Origin of the sequence: Tateyamaria omphalii (assembly GCF_001969365.1) — a bacterium.
In the GTDB taxonomy this organism is placed as follows: domain Bacteria; phylum Pseudomonadota; class Alphaproteobacteria; order Rhodobacterales; family Rhodobacteraceae; genus Tateyamaria; species Tateyamaria omphalii_A.
Genome location: NZ_CP019312.1, coordinates 3102363 through 3118987, shown reverse-complemented (window position 1 = coordinate 3118987; position 16625 = coordinate 3102363). Strand labels below are relative to the sequence as shown.

At 61.0% G+C, this 16625-nt stretch carries 15 protein-coding genes; 10 read left to right on the top strand and 5 right to left on the bottom strand.

Features of this window, described 5'->3' with window-relative positions; genetic code table 11:
* Nucleotides 1-6 precede the first annotated feature (6 nt).
* Together BWR18_RS15620 and BWR18_RS15615 are read right to left on the bottom strand one after the other, a co-directional pair.
* Nucleotides 7-1806 carry an IlvD/Edd family dehydratase gene (locus tag BWR18_RS15620; protein ID WP_076629367.1) on the bottom strand — a complete coding sequence of 600 codons (1800 nt, stop codon included), beginning with the start codon at nt 1804-1806 and terminating at the stop codon, nt 7-9.
* Nucleotides 1803-2549, bottom strand: a complete 747-nt coding sequence (locus BWR18_RS15615; RefSeq protein WP_076629366.1) for an SDR family oxidoreductase — start codon at nt 2547-2549, stop codon at nt 1803-1805. Before BWR18_RS15615 ends, BWR18_RS15620 begins: the two co-directional genes overlap by 4 nt.
* Nucleotides 2550-2665: 116 nt before the next feature.
* Between BWR18_RS15615 and BWR18_RS15610 the strand changes: the two genes are divergently transcribed.
* Both BWR18_RS15610 and denD read left to right on the top strand, forming a co-directional pair.
* Nucleotides 2666-3544, top strand: coding sequence for an NAD(P)-dependent oxidoreductase (locus BWR18_RS15610; protein ID WP_076629365.1), 879 nt, complete (start codon nt 2666-2668; stop codon nt 3542-3544).
* Entirely contained in the window at nt 3541-4521 is a 981-nt protein-coding gene (gene denD / locus BWR18_RS15605; protein ID WP_076629364.1) for a D-erythronate dehydrogenase, read from the top strand. Before BWR18_RS15610 ends, denD begins: the two co-directional genes overlap by 4 nt.
* Nucleotides 4522-4536: 15 nt before the next feature.
* Here denD and BWR18_RS15600 read toward each other — a convergent pair whose 3' ends face one another.
* Entirely contained in the window at nt 4537-5184 is a 648-nt protein-coding gene (locus BWR18_RS15600; protein ID WP_076629363.1) for a GntR family transcriptional regulator, read from the bottom strand.
* A gap of 209 nt (nt 5185-5393) precedes the next feature.
* Between BWR18_RS15600 and BWR18_RS15595 the strand changes: the two genes are divergently transcribed.
* From BWR18_RS15595 to BWR18_RS15560, 8 genes are all read left to right on the top strand, one after another.
* Nucleotides 5394-6416 (top strand): TRAP transporter substrate-binding protein, encoded by a 1023-nt coding sequence (locus tag BWR18_RS15595; RefSeq protein ID WP_076629362.1) that lies wholly within the window; start codon nt 5394-5396, stop codon nt 6414-6416.
* A gap of 112 nt (nt 6417-6528) precedes the next feature.
* Nucleotides 6529-7371: a TRAP transporter small permease subunit gene (locus tag BWR18_RS15590; protein ID WP_076629361.1), complete on the top strand. Its 843-nt coding sequence runs from the start codon at nt 6529-6531 to the stop codon at nt 7369-7371.
* A gap of 3 nt (nt 7372-7374) precedes the next feature.
* Nucleotides 7375-8997 (top strand): TRAP transporter large permease, encoded by a 1623-nt coding sequence (locus BWR18_RS15585; protein ID WP_076629360.1) that lies wholly within the window; start codon nt 7375-7377, stop codon nt 8995-8997.
* 9 nt (nt 8998-9006) lie between these two features.
* Entirely contained in the window at nt 9007-10506 is a 1500-nt protein-coding gene (locus BWR18_RS15580; RefSeq protein ID WP_076629359.1) for a UxaA family hydrolase, read from the top strand.
* The gene (locus tag BWR18_RS15575; protein WP_076629358.1) at nt 10506-11402 is read left to right on the top strand and encodes a phytanoyl-CoA dioxygenase family protein; all 897 of its coding nucleotides are present in this window, start codon (nt 10506-10508) and stop codon (nt 11400-11402) included. The genes BWR18_RS15580 and BWR18_RS15575 overlap by 1 nt, the downstream gene beginning before the upstream one ends.
* Before the next feature lies 1 nt (nt 11403).
* Nucleotides 11404-12291 (top strand): NAD(P)-dependent oxidoreductase, encoded by an 888-nt coding sequence (locus BWR18_RS15570; protein ID WP_076629357.1) that lies wholly within the window; start codon nt 11404-11406, stop codon nt 12289-12291.
* 2 nt (nt 12292-12293) lie between these two features.
* Complete coding sequence (locus BWR18_RS15565; RefSeq protein ID WP_254684879.1) at nt 12294-13187, top strand: DMT family transporter; 894 nt, start codon at nt 12294-12296, stop codon at nt 13185-13187.
* Nucleotides 13184-14062 (top strand): sugar kinase, encoded by an 879-nt coding sequence (locus BWR18_RS15560; RefSeq protein WP_076629356.1) that lies wholly within the window; start codon nt 13184-13186, stop codon nt 14060-14062. The genes BWR18_RS15565 and BWR18_RS15560 overlap by 4 nt, the downstream gene beginning before the upstream one ends.
* On the opposite strand, the gene BWR18_RS15555 is transcribed toward BWR18_RS15560, so the two are convergent.
* Nucleotides 14059-15246 (bottom strand): mannitol dehydrogenase family protein, encoded by a 1188-nt coding sequence (locus tag BWR18_RS15555; RefSeq protein WP_076629355.1) that lies wholly within the window; start codon nt 15244-15246, stop codon nt 14059-14061. The genes BWR18_RS15560 and BWR18_RS15555 overlap by 4 nt on opposite strands.
* Nucleotides 15247-15249: 3 nt before the next feature.
* Nucleotides 15250-16605 carry a glucuronate isomerase gene (gene uxaC, locus BWR18_RS15550; protein WP_076629354.1) on the bottom strand — a complete coding sequence of 452 codons (1356 nt, stop codon included), beginning with the start codon at nt 16603-16605 and terminating at the stop codon, nt 15250-15252.
* Between the last annotated feature and the right edge of the window lie 20 nt (nt 16606-16625).

Sequence of the window (16625 nt, the reverse complement as noted above, 5' to 3'; positions counted from 1 at the left end):
GCCTTTCTAGTGGTTGTCGCGCGGCATGTACCGGCGCGAGATGTCCTGGTACTTGGTGGCGCCGCGCAGGGTCATCCCCTCGTCAAAGCGGCCCACGTAATCGCGGAAAATCTCCTGCCACGGGCTTTGGCTTTCGGGGACGGGGTAGCCACCTGCGGCCATGATCGCTTCGGCGCGGGCCTGGAGGATGGCGTCGTCCACCAGCATATCGGCGGTGCATTTCTTGAGGTCGATGCGGACGCGGTCGCCGTTTTCGAGAAGGGCGAGGCCACCGCCATCCGCCGCCTCGGGGGAGGCGTTCAGGATCGAGGGTGAGCCGGAGGTGCCGGATTGGCGACCGTCACCGACGCACGGAAGGGCCTGAATGCCTTTTTTCAGCAGATAGTCGGGCGCGCGCATGTTCACGACCTCGGCCCCGCCGGGATACCCCTTGGGGCCTGCGCCGCGCATGAAGAGGATGCAGTGTTCGTCGATCCCTTCGGCTTCGTCGTCGATGCGATGGTGGAAATCTTCGGGGCCGTCGAAGACGACGGCGCGCCCTTCGAAGGCTTCCGGGTCGTCGGGGTTCGACAGGTAGCGGTTGCGGAATTCCTCGGAAATCACAGAGGTTTTCATGATCGCGCTGTCAAAAAGGTTGCCCTTGAGGTTGATGAACCCGGCTTCGGCTTTGAGCGGATCGCTGACCGGTTTGATCACCTTGGTGTCTTCGCTGCGCAGATGGGCGCAGTTTTCGCGCATCGTCTTGCCGTTGGCGGTGATGACGTCGGGGTGGGGCAGCAGGTCGGCGGCGATCAACTCGCCGATGACGGCAGGGACGCCGCCCGCGTGTTGATAATCTTCGCCCAGATACTCGCCTGCGGGCTGGAGGTTCACGAGCAGGGGCACGTGGTGGCCGACCTGCTGCCAATCGTCGTTGTTCAAAGGCACATCGAGGTGCTTGGCGATGCCATTCAAATGGATCGGCGCGTTGGTCGATCCGCCGATGGCGGAGTTGATGACGATGGTGTTCTCGAACGCCTCTCGCGTCATGATGTTGGAGGGGCGCAGGTCTTCCCACACCATGTCGACGATGCGCTTGCCGGTTTCGTAACTGATCTGGCTGCGCTCGCGGTAAGGGGCGGGGATGGCGGCCGAGCCGGGCAGTTGCATGCCGAGCGCTTCGGCAAGCGAGTTCATCGTGGTGGCTGTGCCCATCGTGTTGCAATAGCCGACCGAGGGGGCGGAGGAGGCGACGAGTTCCATGAACCCTTCGCCGTCAATCTCGCCCTTGGCCATCATCTCGCGCGCTTGCCAGACGATGGAGCCGGAGCCGGTGCGCTGACCGCGGAACCAGCCGTTGAGCATGGGGCCGACGGACAGGGCGATGGCCGGGATGTTGACGGTGGCGGCAGCCATCAGAAGCGCCGGGGTGGTCTTATCACAGCCGATGTTCAGTACGACACCGTCCAGGGGGTAGCCGAACAGTGTTTCGACGAGGCTGAGATAGGCGAGGTTGCGGTCCAGCATCGCTGTGGGTCGCTTACCCGTTTCCTGAATGGGGTGCACGGGCACTTCGATACAGGTGCCGCCTGCGGCGATGATGCCGTCGCGCACGCGCTTGGTCAGTTCAAGGTGGTGGCGGTTGCAGGGCGACAGGTCACTACCGGTTTGCGCAATGCCGATGATCGGCTTGCCCGATTGCAGCTCGTCCCGCGTCAGCCCGTAGTTCAGGTAGCGTTCCAGATAGAGTGCGGTCATTTCCGGGTTGTCCGGGTTCATGAACCATTTGCGAGACCGCAGGTCTTCTATTCCTATTTTCTTGGTCATTGTCCTGACCAGCCTCCATCAATGATGTGGGTGTGTCCTGTGGTGAATGCGCTTTCGTCGCTGGCAAGGTAGACGACAAGCGCTGCGATTTCCTCGGCCTTGGCGACCCGGCCCATGGGTTGGCGGGCAACGAATTGTTCCATGGCCTTGTCATAGCTGCCAAGTTGCTCGCCGAGTGCCTTGACCCGGTCGTGCCAGCTGGGGCTTTCCACCGTGCCGGGGCAGATGCAATTGCAGCGGATGCCTTGGGTTATGAAGTCGACGGCGACGGATTTGGTGAGGCCGACGACAGCCGCCTTGGTCGTGCCGTAGATGAAGCGGTTGGGCGCGCCGATGATGGAGCCCAAGGCCGACGACATGTTGATGATGCTGCCGTTTCCGCGGTCCAGCATCCCTGGAAGCGCCGCGCGGATGGTGCGGTACATCGAACGGACGTTGAGGTCGAAGGCGAAGTCCCATTCGTCGTCCGTACTGTCCTGTATGGTGCCATGATGCACGAACCCCGCGCAGTTGAACAGAATGTCAGGTTTCGCGCGCGAAACACCATCTGCAATGCTGTCAGAATCGCGCGCGTCGAGCGGGAAGGTCACGATATTGGCGTGATCCAGCGTGCCGAGGGCCTCGGTATTTACGTCCGTGGCAAAGACCTGTGCACCTTCGTTGGCCATTGCCAAAGCGCTGGCGTGGCCGATCCCTTGGCCCGCGGCCGTCACAAGTGCGCGCTTCCCGTCAAGACGGCCCATGCACTCCCCCCTTATCCGATCAGGTGTTGCGCAGACGCGGGGTCTGCGTTTTGGTGTTAGCGTAGGACAAGCCGGAGGTGTTGACCAGACGTCACGGCAATTTCGGAGGAGTGTCGATGGCGTTCGAAAAGGTGGCCCTGTTGGGCACGGGGTTGATGGGCTTTCCCATGGCGCGCAATCTTGCCCGTGCCGGGGTGCCGGTGACGGTGTGGAACCGGACTGTCACCAAGGCAGAGCCGTTGGCAGATGACGGCGCAGCGGTCGCGGCCAGCACGTCCGCGGCAGTGACCGGGGCGGATGTCATCATCACGATGATGAGTGATGGGCCGACGGTATTGGCGGTGATTGGCGAGGTGTCGCGCAGCCTGTCCAGCGGGGCGCTGTGGATCGACATGTCATCGACCAAGCCCGGCGAGGCGCGGGAGGCCCGCGCGATCCTTTCGGAGCTTGGCGTCGGCTTTCTGGATGCGCCCGTGTCCGGGGGCACCAAGGGGGCGGAGGCTGCGTCGCTTGCCATCATGGCGGGTGGCGAGGCTGCGGATTTTGATCGGGCGCGTGCGGTGCTGGAGGTGATGGGCCGCCCGGTGCACGTGGGCCCGACCGGGGCCGGGCAGTTGTCGAAGCTGTGCAATCAGGCGATTGTCGCGGTCACGATCGGGGCAGTGGCCGAGGCGATGTTGCTGGCCGAGGAAGGGGGCGCTGATCCTGCAGCGCTGCGCGCCGCGTTGAAGGGCGGCTTTGCCGACAGCACCATTTTGCAGCAGCACGGGGAGCGGATGACGACTGGGAATTTCGAACCCGGCGGGCTGTCGAAGTTTCAGTTGAAGGATCTGGATAACGTGCTGCACGAGGCCGGGGCGACGGGTGTGACCTTGCCCATGGTGCAGGATGTGCGGGATCGGTTTGCACACTTCGTAGATCATATGGACGGAGCGGATCGGGATCATTCGGGCCTGTATCTTGAGCTGAAGGCGCGGCAGGAGGGTGCGGCATGAAGCGTATCCTGATCCTGGGCGGCGGCGGTATGGTCGGTCAGAAGCTGGCCAAGCGGCTTGAAACGCAGGGCCTGCCCGGCTTTGGGGATTTCCGCGTGACGCTGCATGATCTGGGGTATGGCCCCGATGCAGTAGGCGATGACAAGCGGGTGGGTGATCTGTCAGTGCTGGCCGAGGGCGCGGCGCTGGCAGCGGAGCGGTTTGACGTGATTTTCTACCTCGCGTCCATCGTGTCGGGCGAGGCGGAGACGAATTTTGATCTGGGTTGGCAGACGAACCTGACGCCGCTTTGGGCGTTTCTGGAAGCGCTGAGGGCGCAGCATCGGGCGAGCGGTGGTGAATATGTGCCGCGGGTGGTGTTCACCTCATCCATCGCTGTCTTTGGCGGGCCGTACCCGGAGAAGATCGGGGATGAATTCCTGACCTCTCCCCAGACCAGCTATGGCGCGCAGAAGGCGGCGTGCGAGCTGATGATCCAGGACTATTCGCGCAAGGGGTTCATTGACGGGATGTCGCTGCGGTTGCCCACAATTTGTGTGCGGCCGGGCAAGGCAAACCTGGCGGCGTCCTCGTTCTTTTCCGGCATCATTCGCGAGCCGTTGAACGGTTTGGAGGCGGTGTTGCCCGTTGAGGATACGGTGCGGCATTGGCATGCCTCGCCCCGGTCGGCAGCTGGTTTTTTGGCTCATGCGGCGGTACTGGACAGTGACCGGCTGGAGGGTCGGCGGGCGCTGAACCTGCCGGGATTGAGTTGCACTGTGGCCGAACAGATCGAGGCGTTGCGGGACGTGGCGGGCAACAATGTTGTCGCGCTGATCAAACCGCAGCGGGATGAGGCGGTGGCCAGGATCGTTTCGGGGTGGCCCCGAAACTTTGCGCCGGAGCGGGCGCTGGCGCTCGGGTTTCAGGCGGAGGAGACGTTCCGCGAGATCATTGATGTGTATATCGAGGATGATCTGGTCGATCGGAAACTTTGAATGCGATCGGTTGGCTTAGACCGGTTCGACCGTCATCAGGTGCCGGGCGAGGTGGTCGTGGATTTTCTGGCGTGTCAGACCCTCGTCCCCGGCCATGGCGGCGTCGAGGATTTGTTGGTGGTGCATGATGTTCTGGGAAATGAAGTCGAAATGGCGGTCTTCGACCATCAGTTGCTGGCGGAAGCGGCAATAGACGCGGTGGTGCGTGTCGATCAGGGTTTGTGAGCCGCAGGCCGAGATCAGGGTTTCGTGAAACTGCGCCTCGGCCCCGAACCACAGGTCGACAAAGGGCGAGCGGTCGGTCGCGGTGTTCAGGCGCATTTCAAGGTGGCTGAGGTGGTGGTGTGCGGCGGTCAGCCGCGCCTCCCATGCGACGCCGCCGCGGCGGATCGACATCACCGTCCCTTCGGCTTCGAGCAGGACGCGCAGATGCGTGAGTTCGTGAATCATCTCGCGCGACTTTTGCGGCACGCGAAAGCCGCGCTGTTCCTGAAACTCGACCAGACCCAGTGTGGACAGGCGAAACAGCACTTCGCGTATGGTGCTGGCGGAACAGCCGAATTCCTGGCGCAGATGTTCGGCGCGCACCTTCTGCCCGTGTTCGAACCCGTTTGTCATCAGGCGGTAGCGCAGGGTTTCGAAAATGTCGGTGTCGTAGGGCATGGGTCCCGTTCACGTCGTCATGCTGGTTCAGGCAGGCCCAAGCCATAAATCACGAAATCTCGAAATTCTATCAAAATCTCAAAAATCGTCCTAATTTCATTTTTCCTGTTGTCGGGTGGGGGCAAGTGCGCTTAGCTTTCCCCTACGACACACCAAGGCGGGCAATCGAACCTGTCGCGTGCGCACACATAGATGTCAGGGAGGATGAAATGACATTTCTGAAGAAGGCGGCTTCGGTCGCCGCTGTTGCTGCCCTTGCAGCCACGACAGCGATGACCGCATCGGCGGAAACCACGACACTGCGGATCCAGACGCACTACACGCCGGAGAATAACTCAGGCAAACTGATCCAGATGTTTATCGACAACGTTGAAACCATGTCCAATGGTGAGATCGACATCGAAATGTTCTGGTCGTCTTCAGTTGTAAAGTCGGTCGAAGGTTTCGACGCCGCGGCGACAGGCATCCTTGACTGTGAAATGCACGGTGGCGGCTATCAGACCGGGAAAAATCCCGCATTTCAGTTTGTGGGCGACATTATGGGTGGCTACGACACACCTTATCAGCAACTAAGCTGGTTGTACTACGCTGGTGGACTGGAAGCGGCTCAGGAACTGTACAATAAATTCGGTATGCAGCTGGTTGGCTGGTGGGTTTATGGTCAGGAAAGCTTTGCTTCATCCCGACCAATTGCATCAACTGCAGACTTGAAAGATTGGAAATTCCGGTCTCCGCCTGGCATGGAGACGATGATCTTTGAACGTCTCGGCGCGTCACCCATTGTGATGGATTTCACGGAAATATTTACTGCTTTGGAAACAGGTATCATTGACGGTGCGGATGCGTCCGGTCTTGCCAACAATCAGGGCCTTGGACTCTACGATATAGTCAAGCACGCAAACTACCCGGGCTTTCACTCGATGCCGTCTGATCACCTCGCGTGCAACAAGGCTGTTTGGGACGGTATGCCGGAGCACCACCGCCGCATTATGTCGGTCGGGATGGAAAGCCTTGCGCTGCACACGGCACTTCAGACCGAGGTGGCCAATACCGAAGCATTGGCATCGCTCAAGGAACAAGGTGTGACAATCCATACATGGTCGCCGGAAGAACTGAAGAAATTCCGCAACGCCGCTCAAGGCGCATGGGATGACTTTGCGACTACACCCGAAGCCAAGGCGCTGGTTGCCAGCCACCGTTCCTATCTAAAAAACTTGGGTTTGGTCGACTGATCCATCTTCTGTGATCTTGTGAGCCCCGCGCCGTGCGCGGGTCTCGCTTTTCGTCTGAGGCTAGTTTCACAGCACTCGGGCACAGTATTCACACAACAGGGGGGACTTCGTGATGCAGGTGCGCTCCGGCACTCCGATCGAGTGGATTGTGCCTTTGGCATTCATCCTTTGCGCGGGCTGGATTGTCTGGCACATGCCGGCCTTCACGCTTGATTTCGTGCCCCCCGAGGACCCATCCCAATTCGACAAACTGTCGGCGCTGTTTCGTCGCAACGATGTGACGCCGGGGCTGGGCGGTCTCTTTGGTGGCTTTGCCGACATCGTGGATTGGCTGGCCGCCCTTGGCATTCTGGTGTTTGGCTATCTGGGCGTTCGCACCGTCCGCCGTGCGGGCATGGAGTTTGAAAGCTGGCGTGCCGCAGACCGCCTGGCCGTTTTCATCGGTCGTGTCACCATGATGCTGATCGTGTTGCTGACATCAGTCATGCTCTATGAAGTCATCCTGCGCTATGTATTCGAACGGCCGACGCTTTGGGCCAACGAGTTGAGCCTGTGGCTCGCAGGTTTCGTGTTCCTGTGTGCAGGCCTATATGCCATGCAGCAGCGCAGCCATATCCGCATTGTCCTGCTCTATGACGCGGTGCCCCGCTGGGTGCAGCGCATCTTTGACTGCATCTCGACCCTGTTGATCGTCACCTTCGCCTTTTTCCTGATTTATGGCGGCTATGGCGAAGCCTTTGACAAGTTCTATCGGTGGGAGACGTTTGGCACGGCCTTTGACCCGCCAATCCCCGCCACGATGAAGCCCATGGTGTTGTTCGTCGTTGGCATGGTTGCCATTCAGGCCGTCATCAACCTGATTTCCGATTGGAACAAGGAAGAGGTCCATTACGGGGGCGAAGACCTGGACGAAGAAGAAATTGAGCGCATCAAGGCGCAAGTGGCAGGGAAGTAACCCATGGATATCGGAACGATCTCACTGGTCCTGATGCTGGGCCTGATCCTGCTGCTGGCCATCGGCATGCCGCTTGGATTGGCCTCGGCCATCCTGGCTGTGGGTGTGCTGGTTATGAAGTTCGAGCCGCAGTTGCTGCTGGCGCCGTGGACCTTTGGCGACGGTATTCTCACCGGCCGACCGGGCGCGGGGCCGCTCAATATCTTAGCGCAACGAATATATGGGCTTTTGACGGACTATGTCCTTATATCCATTCCGCTTTTTATCTTCATGGCGGCCCTGCTGGAGCGGTCCGGCATCGCCAAGGAGATGTATTCAAGCCTGAACATCTGGCTGAACCGCACCCGCGGCGGCATCGCCATTGTGACGTCGATCATGGCGGTCATCATGGCCGCCATGTCCGGCATCATCGGGGGTGAGGTCGTGCTGCTGGGCCTGATCGCGCTGCCGCAGATGCTGCGGTTGGGGTATAATCAGAACTTGGCCATCGGCGTGATCTGTGCATCGGGGTCCCTTGGCACCATGATCCCTCCGTCGATCGTTCTGATCATTTATGGCCTGATCACCGAGACGTCGATCAAGGCGCTGTTTACGGCGTCCTTCATCCCCGGCTTTATGCTGGCGTCGTTCATCATCATCTACATCATCATCCGCACGCAGTTGCGCCCCGAGGACGCGCCGCTGCCCGAACCGGATGAGAGCGAGCCTGCCGGCGGCGAGAAAGGCATGCTGTTTCTGGCATTCCTGACGGTCGTGATTGCGGGCTTTTCCGCGGCGCTGATGTTGCGGGCGATGTTCTTTGAGTTTTCGGGCTCGAATGCGGCTGCGACGGGCGCACAGGCGCGGTTCGGGACGGCCCCCTTCATCACCTATTTTGGTGTGTCGCTGGCAGTTTCGCTTGCCTTGATCTTTGGCCTGTTTGGTCGCGCGCGCACGGCGTTGGGTTGGTCCATGGGCAAGGGGCTGGTGCCGCCCATCGTGGTCATCGGCGTGGTCATGGGATCCATCTATGGCGGGATCACCGGCATCACCGAAGCCGCTGGCATGGGTGCGTTGGCCGTGTTCATTATCGCCCTGTTTCGTGGCGAGGCGTCGTTTGACCTGGTGTGGGAATCGCTGATGCGGACGCTCAAGTCGACGGGCACGATCATCTGGGTGACCATCGGGGCGACGGCGCTGGCGGGGGCTTACACTATCGCGGGCGGACCGACTTACGTGGCTGACTTTATCGTCGGGTCCGAATTGCCGACCATGGCCGTGATCCTGTTCATGATGCTGATCCTGTTGTTCATGGGTGCGTTCATGGACTGGGTGGGCATCGTGCTGCTGATCATCCCGGTCTTCCTGCCCATCGTGCTGAAGTTGCCCATTGATGAGATTGGCCTCTTCGGCGAGTTGAACCCCCGCCACGTGGCGATCTGGTTCGGGGTGGTGTTCTGTATGAACATGCAGGTGAGCTTCTTGTCGCCGCCCTTTGGTCCGGCGGCCTTCTACCTCAAGTCCGTGGCGCCACCGCACATTCAGTTGACTGACATCTTCAAGGGGTTCCTGCCTTTCATCGGGATCCAATTGATTGCGCTATCGGTGCTTCTCATCTGGCCGCCCATCGTGTCGATCCTGCTGTAGGGGCATCCCATGGAGTTCATTCGCCTTGATCCGTCCGACAGCGTCGTTACGGCGACCCGCGCGCTTGCCGTTGGGGTGGACGTTGGTGGCGTTGTGACCCGTGCGCTGATCCCGTCCGGGCACAAGATTGCCGTGCAAGACATCGCGCAGGGCGCCCCGATCCGAAAGTATGCGCAGATCATCGGCTATGCGGCCAAGGACATCGCGGCGGGCGATCATGTCCACACTCATAATGTCGAGTTTCGCGGGACCGATGTTGCCTACCAGTTTGCGACGAACCTGCGGCCCGTCCCCGCGGGGACACCTGACACGTTCATGGGGTACAAGCGCGAGAACGGGCAAGTCGGGACCCGCAATTACATCGCCATCGTGACGTCCGTGAACTGTTCGGCCACGGCGGCGCGCATGATTGCGGCGCATTTCACACCTGAGATCCTGGCCGACTATCCGAATGTTGACGGCGTGGTTGCCTTTGTCCACGGCACGGGCTGCGGCATGGCTGGCGATGGCGACGGGTTCGAGGCACTGCAGCGCGTGATGTGGGGTTATGCGCGCCATCCCAACCATGCGGGTGTGCTGATGGTCGGTCTGGGCTGCGAGATGAACCAGATTGACTGGCTGCTGGAGGCCTATGGGCTGAAGCAGGGGCCGCTGTTTCAGACGATGAACATCCAGTCTGTGGCCGGGCTGCGGCGCACGGTCGAGAAGGGGATCGAGAAGGTTTCGGCTATGCTGCCCCTTGCCAACCAATCCGTTAGGGAACCTTGCCGGGCTTCGGAGTTGAAGGTCGCCCTGCAATGCGGCGGGTCGGATGCGTGGTCGGGGATCACGGCGAACCCGGCGCTGGGTTATGCCACCGATCTGCTGGTGGCGCAGGGGGGCACCGGCGTGCTGGCCGAGACGCCGGAGATTTATGGGGCGGAGCATTTGCTGACCGCCCGCGCCGTGGATCAGGAGACGGGTGAGCGTCTCATTGATCTGATCCGCTGGTGGGAGGACTATACCGCCCGCAACAAGGGATCGATGGACAACAACCCAAGTCCCGGCAACAAAGCCGGTGGCCTGACCACGATCCTGGAGAAGTCGTTGGGCGCTGCGGCCAAGGGCGGGACAACACCGCTGACGGGTGTCTACAAATACGCTGATAGCGTGCGAGCGCGTGGTTTTACGTTCATGGATTCGCCCGGCTATGATCCGGCGAGTGTGACGGGGCAGATCGCGGGCGGCTGCAACCTTGTGTGCTTCACCACGGGGCGCGGCTCTGCTTTTGGCTCGAAGCCAGCACCGACGATCAAGGTGGCGACCAATACAGAAATGTATGGTCGCATGATCGAGGATATGGATGTGAATGCCGGTGCGATGCTTTCAGAGGGTGTGAGCCTCGAAGAGAAGGGCCGCGAGATTTACGAGCTGTTCTTACGTGTAGCGAGCGGGGAGATGTCGAAGTCTGAAGCACAGGGCCTTGGCGACTACGAATTCGTGCCCTGGCAGATCGGGGCGGTGATGTGATGGAGTGCCTGAGCCCAGAGCAGAAGGCGCACTACGAAGAGCATGGCTATCTGTTGGTTGAGAACCGCATCCCGGACGAGTGGCTGACCAAGATCCGGGATGAGATTGCGCGGTTCGAGGCTGAAGCCGCGACCATGACCGAGAGCAATGACCGCCTTGATCTTGAGGACAGTCACTCTGCCGATGATCCGCGCCTGCGGCGGATCAAGCTACCGCATACGATTTCGGATGTGGTGAGGGAGTTGATGTATTCCGACCATGTGCTGGCCCCCGCGCGCGATCTGATCGGGCCGAACCTGCGGCTGCACACCACCAAGCTGAACATGAAATCGGCAGGCTATGGCGCGGCTGTGGAATGGCATCAGGACTATGCGTTTTACCCGCATACAAATGACGACATCCTCGCCATCGGCATTTGCATTGACGACATGGCAGAAGAAAACGGGCCGCTGATGGTGTTTCCCGGCTCGCACAAGGGCCCGGTGTTCGATCACCATGCGGAAGGTGTCTTTGCCGGGGCGATGCTGCCGGAGGATAATGGGTTGGACATGGCGGATGCTGTTAAACTGACCGGCCCGGCGGGGTCGATCAGCATTCATCACGGGCGGATCGTGCATGGATCGGCGCTGAACACCAGCGACCGGGCGCGGCGCATTCTGTTTTATGAGATGATGGCGGCGGATGCGTTTCCGATTATGGGGTCGATGACCAAGTGGGACGGGATTGCGGACTATGACGCACGGATGCTGTGCGGCGCGCCGACGCTGACCCCGCGCTTGAAAGACATCCCCATCCGCATTCCGCAGCCGCAGCCGGATGTGCCGATCTCGATCTATGAAATTCAGAAGGGGCTGAAGACGCGCGCCTTCGACACCATTCCTTCGAAGGAGAATTGACATGAGCAAACCGAAAATTGGATTTATTGGCCTTGGCCTTATGGGTGGTGCCATGGTGGGGCGGTTGCAGGATCAGGGCTATGACCTTGTGGTGATCGCGAACCGAACGCGTACGTATGTTGACCGCGCCGTAGAGCGTGGCGCGGTCGAGGTGACGACTGCCAAAGCGGTGGCCGAAGGGTCGGACATCGTGATGCTGTGTATGGACACGTCGGACAATGTCGAGGCGCGGATGCGCGGCGACGAGGGCGTGATTGCTGGGCTGAAACCGGGCGCGGTGGTCATTGATTTTGGCACCTCGCTGCCTGCATCGACCAAGGCGCTGGGGGCGGAAGTGGATGCCGCGGGTGGCACGATGCTGGACTGCCCCATCGGGCGCACGCCGATGCACGCCAAGGACGGGCTGTTGAACCTGATGGGGTCGGGTGACAAAGCGACCTTTGACAGGGTCAAGCCGGTGCTGGACGATCTGGGCGAAAATGTCTTTCACCTCGGGCCGCTGGGCACGGGGCATACAATCAAGCTGATCAACAACTTCTATGCGCAGGCCTGCGCCAACGCGATGGCCGAAAGCTATGCGATTGCGGATGTGATGGGGGTCGACCGTCAGGGATTGTATGATGTGATGTCGGCCGGGCCGCTGAAGTCGGGGATGATGGATTTCGTGACGGCCTATGCGCTCAAAGGCGACGATCAGCAGCTGGCCTTTTCGATCAAGAACGCGGCCAAAGACGTCGGGTATTACGCGCAGATGTGTGATGATGCGGGCGTCCATTCGATGATGTCGGGCAGTACGCTGGACAGTCTGCGCGGGTCGATTGAGGCCGGGCGCGGCGAAGAGATGGTGCCGCTGCAGGTCGATTTCTTTGCCGACCGGTTCAAAGGCTGAAGGTGGCGATCGCCGCCCATCCGACCGAGGATCGCGCGGCCCTTGGCATCGTTATGACGCTGGGGGCCTACGCTTTTTTCACGCTGATCGACACGTCGGTGAAGTGGCTTTTGCTGGCGGGGCTGCCCGCGTTTCAGTTGGCGTTCATGCGGTATTTTCCGCATTTTCTGATTTCCACCGCGCTTTTGCTGCGCAAAGGTGTGCGGTGGTCGAATTTTCAGTCCGCGCACATGGGGCTGGTGCTGCTGCGGGGGTTCTTGCTGGCGTCGGCCACGTTGTTCAACTTCATCACGCTGAATTACCTCCCGCTGACCGTGGTGGGGTCGATCATGTTTTCGGCGCCGATCATCGTCTGCGCGCTGAGTTGGCCGCTTCTGGGTGAACGGGTGGGGCCGTGGCGGTGGTTCGCAATCATTCTTGGGTTTTCGGGCGTGCTGGTGGTGATCCGGCCCTTTGACGCGAGTTTTCACGCGATTGCGTTTCTGAACGTCTACAACGCGTTTTCGCTCGCGCTTTACTCGATCATCACGCGCAAGATTTCAGGCATCGTGGCGCCGGAGACGATGCAGTTCTGGATGGGCGCTTTTGGTGCGGTGACGCTGGCGCCGCTTGCGTTTTTCGTATGGACCACGCCGGACACGGTCTGGCAATGGGCGTTGATGATTGGCCTGGGCATCTGGGGATGGGCCGGACACGAGATTTTCTCGCGCGCGCATGGCTATGCGCCTGCCAACACGTTGATGCCGTATACATACAGTTTTCTGCTCTATCTGGCGCTTGCCAGTTACTTGATTTTCGGCGATGTGCCGGATGGTTGGACGCTGCTGGGGGCCGCGATCATTGTGGTGTCCGGACTGATCATCTGGCGGCGTACGGCGCGAAAGGAAACGGCATGAAAATTGCAGCCATCGGCGAGGCGATGATCGAGCTTTCTATGAGCGGTGACACAGCCGATGTGCGGGTGGCCGGGGATACGCTGAACACGGCGATCTATTTGAAACGGACAGCGCCGATGCTTGAGGTGGATTACATCACGCGGGTCGGCACGGATGCTTTTTCCGACCGGATCGTGGCTGCCATCGAAGCGGAGGACATTGGTACGCAGGCCGTTGAGCGCGATCCGGAGCGGACGCCGGGCCTTTATGCCATCACAACTGACGCGGCGGGCGAGCGCAGCTTTGCCTACTGGCGGGACTCATCGGCGGCGCGGATGGTGTTTGCCACGCCGTCCGGCCCCGACTTTTCGGTGCTGGAACGCTATGACGTCATCTATACGTCTGCCATCACGCTGGCGATTTTGCCGACTTCGACGCGCACCGCGCTGATCCGCTGGCTTCGGGCGTTTCGGAAGAGAGGTGGGCGGGTAGCGTTTGACAGCAATTACCGCCCGCGGTTGTGGGGGGATCCGGATGCAGCGCGGGCGGCGATACACTCTATGTGGGTGCTGTCGGACATTGCACTGCCGTCGATTGATGATGAGATGGATTTGACCGGTGAGAGCGCGCGCGCCGTCGTCGACCGCTTTGTCGCCTTAAGACGCACAGGCGCGCTGAAGCGCGGGGCGCAGGGTCCGCTTTGCCTTGAGACCGGCACCTCTGCCAACTACCCGGCGGCAGACAAAGTTGTCGATACGACCGCCGCAGGAGACAGTTTCAACGGCGCGTATCTGGGCGCATTGTTGATGGGTGCGCCGCAGGATCAGGCGCTGCGTGCCGGCCATGCCCTGGCCAGCGAGGTGATTGGCCACCGTGGTGCGATCCTGCCGCACTAGGCGCCGATCAGATCCAGTAACGCACCGTCTGGATTGGCGGAGGTGCAGGCAGCGACCAGCCGGTCGGCATCCGGGTCGTCGAGTGCGCGACCATCCGAGACTTCGCCTCGCACGAATGCAACCCATGCGTCTATGGCTGCGGATAGGGCGGGACTGTGTTTGCCCCTGCGATCAGCGAGCGTGGACAGGATGCGGATCGGCAGTTTCTGGCTGCCGTCCATGGCGATCTGCCGGAGCCTGTGATGAAGGTTCGGATTTTCGAAGCGTTGGATGAGCGCCTTTGCGTACGTAGCCGTCTGTCCTTGAACGCTGTCGGGTAGAGTTTCGGCCGCTTCCTGCATCAGCGCGGCGGTCATGGCCCGCAAGTCTGCGTCGGCGATGGCCTCGTGTACATAGGTGTGTCCGCGCAGCGTGCCTGCATAGGCGAGGTAGGAATGTGCGCCGTTCAGCATCCGCAGCTTGCGCATTTCGTGCGGGGCGACGTCGTCCACCCATTGCACGCCGGGCCAGTCCGGGCGGCGCGCGGCGAACCTGTCTTCGATCACCCATTCGGTGAACGTCTCGGTCGGGACGGCCATCGGGTCGTTTGCCTCTTGCCGGATGGCATCTGTTGTCGCTGGCGTGATGCGGTCCACCATGCAGGAGGGGAAGGTTGCATTGCCGTTCAGTCTCACGCCCGCTTTTTGAGCAAATCGGCGCACGGCCTGTTCGAGTTTCTGGCCATTTTCCGGCAGGTTGTCGCAACTCAGAACCGTAACGGGCGTTGTGCGGCGCGCCAACCCGCGCGCGAGACTGCCCACCACTGTTTGGCCCCCGCCTGCGAGGTCTGCCTTTACTTCTGGCGCGCTCAGGTCGAGGAGACCTGTGGTGTCGAGGTGGTATGCCTTTTCCGTGACTGTCAGGGTGATCAGGTCGAACCTGTCTGACACGATGCTTGCGATGACGGCGTCTGGGTCTTCTGGTGCAACGAGCATGTTCGTCAGGCAGGTGATGGGTTTGACCTGAGTGCCGTTTGCGTCCTTGATCACCAGGGAATAGGCGAAGTTCTGTGCGGCTAGGCCGTCGCGTATGGTCGCAGAGCGGAAGCTGACGCCCGTAACGTCCCACCCGGTTACATCCTGAGTGTAGGCGGCGGCATGGGCACGGAAGAAGTTGCCGACCCCAAGGTGCAGAATATGCGGCATCGGTTACTCCAACCGGTATGTTTTGCGGGCGAGGTCCGTGGCCAGCAGTTGGGCGACCTGACCGGCGGTTTCGGCCGAGAAGTAGCCGCGGTCAATCTGCGCGGCGAGGTGTTGCGCAACCGCGCGGCGCCAGAGGTCATGCCGTGCCGGGATCGACAGGAAGGCGCGCGTGTCGTCGTTGAACCCTGCAAGGTTATGGTAGCCCGCCGTTTCGACCACCTGATCCAAGTAGCGGGCGATGCCTGCGGCACTGTCGTGGAACCACCAAGGTGGCCCGATGCGCAAGCAAGGCCAATGCCCCGCCATAGGCGCCAGTTCACGTGCGTATGTCGTTTCATCCAGCGTGAACAGGATCAGCGTCAGCCTTGGGTCGTTCCCAACCCGGTTGAGCAAGGGTTCGAGCCCGCGCACCCAATCGACAGCAACAGGAATGTCCGCCCCCTTGTTTGCGCCAAAGCGGTCAAACAGCGTGTGGTTGGTATTGCGTCTGCTGCCCGCGTGCAATTGCATGACCAACCCGTCGTCCAGCGACATCTGCGCCATTTCGATCAGCATGTGGCCGTGGAACGCGTCAGCGTCTGCTATGCTGCCGGACAGGAGCGTGGCAAAGGTGTCGGCTGGCCGGTCGAGCCAGACGGTCTGTGGTTGCTCGATGGCGTGGTCCGTTGCTGTGGCTCCCATGGCTTTGAATGCGTTGCGCCGTTTGCGCAGGGCGGCGAGGAACCCGTCATAGCCGGTGGTGTCGTGCCCGGTCATTGCGCCGAGGGCCGCAACCTCTTTTACCCAGCCGGGCGCGCGCGGGTTCAGCAGCGCATCGGGCCGGAAGGTTGGGATGACCGTGCCGGTCCAGCCGCTGTCACGGATGGCCTGGTGGTGTGTGAGCGGGTCGAGTGCGGCGTCGGTGGTTGCAAGCACCTCGATCCCCATGCGGTCGAACAATGCACGTGGGAGGTTGTCTGTGTCCGTCAGCCATATTGCGATGTGATCATAAATGGCATCCGCCGTATCCGGTCCGAGGGCCGTGTCGCAGCCAAGCGTTTCGCGCAGTTCGTGTTCGATCCAAAACTGGCTGGGCGTGCCCAGAAACAGATGCCAATGCGCGGCAAACAGGCGGAAGATCGCCCTTGGGTCGCGGTCTTCGGGAGCCACACCGACGCCCAGTTGATCGAGAGGCACGCCCTGCGAATAGAGCATCCGGAAGACGTAGTGATCGGGGATGACCAGCAGCTCTGCCGGATCGGAGAAGGGCGCGTCGATGGCGAACCACGCGGGGTCGCAGTGACCGTGGGGCGACACGATCGGGGCACCCCTGATCCCGTCATAGATCTGCGCCGCTTTCCCGCTCAGTTTCAAAGACATGGCTGCCCCTTTGCTTTTTC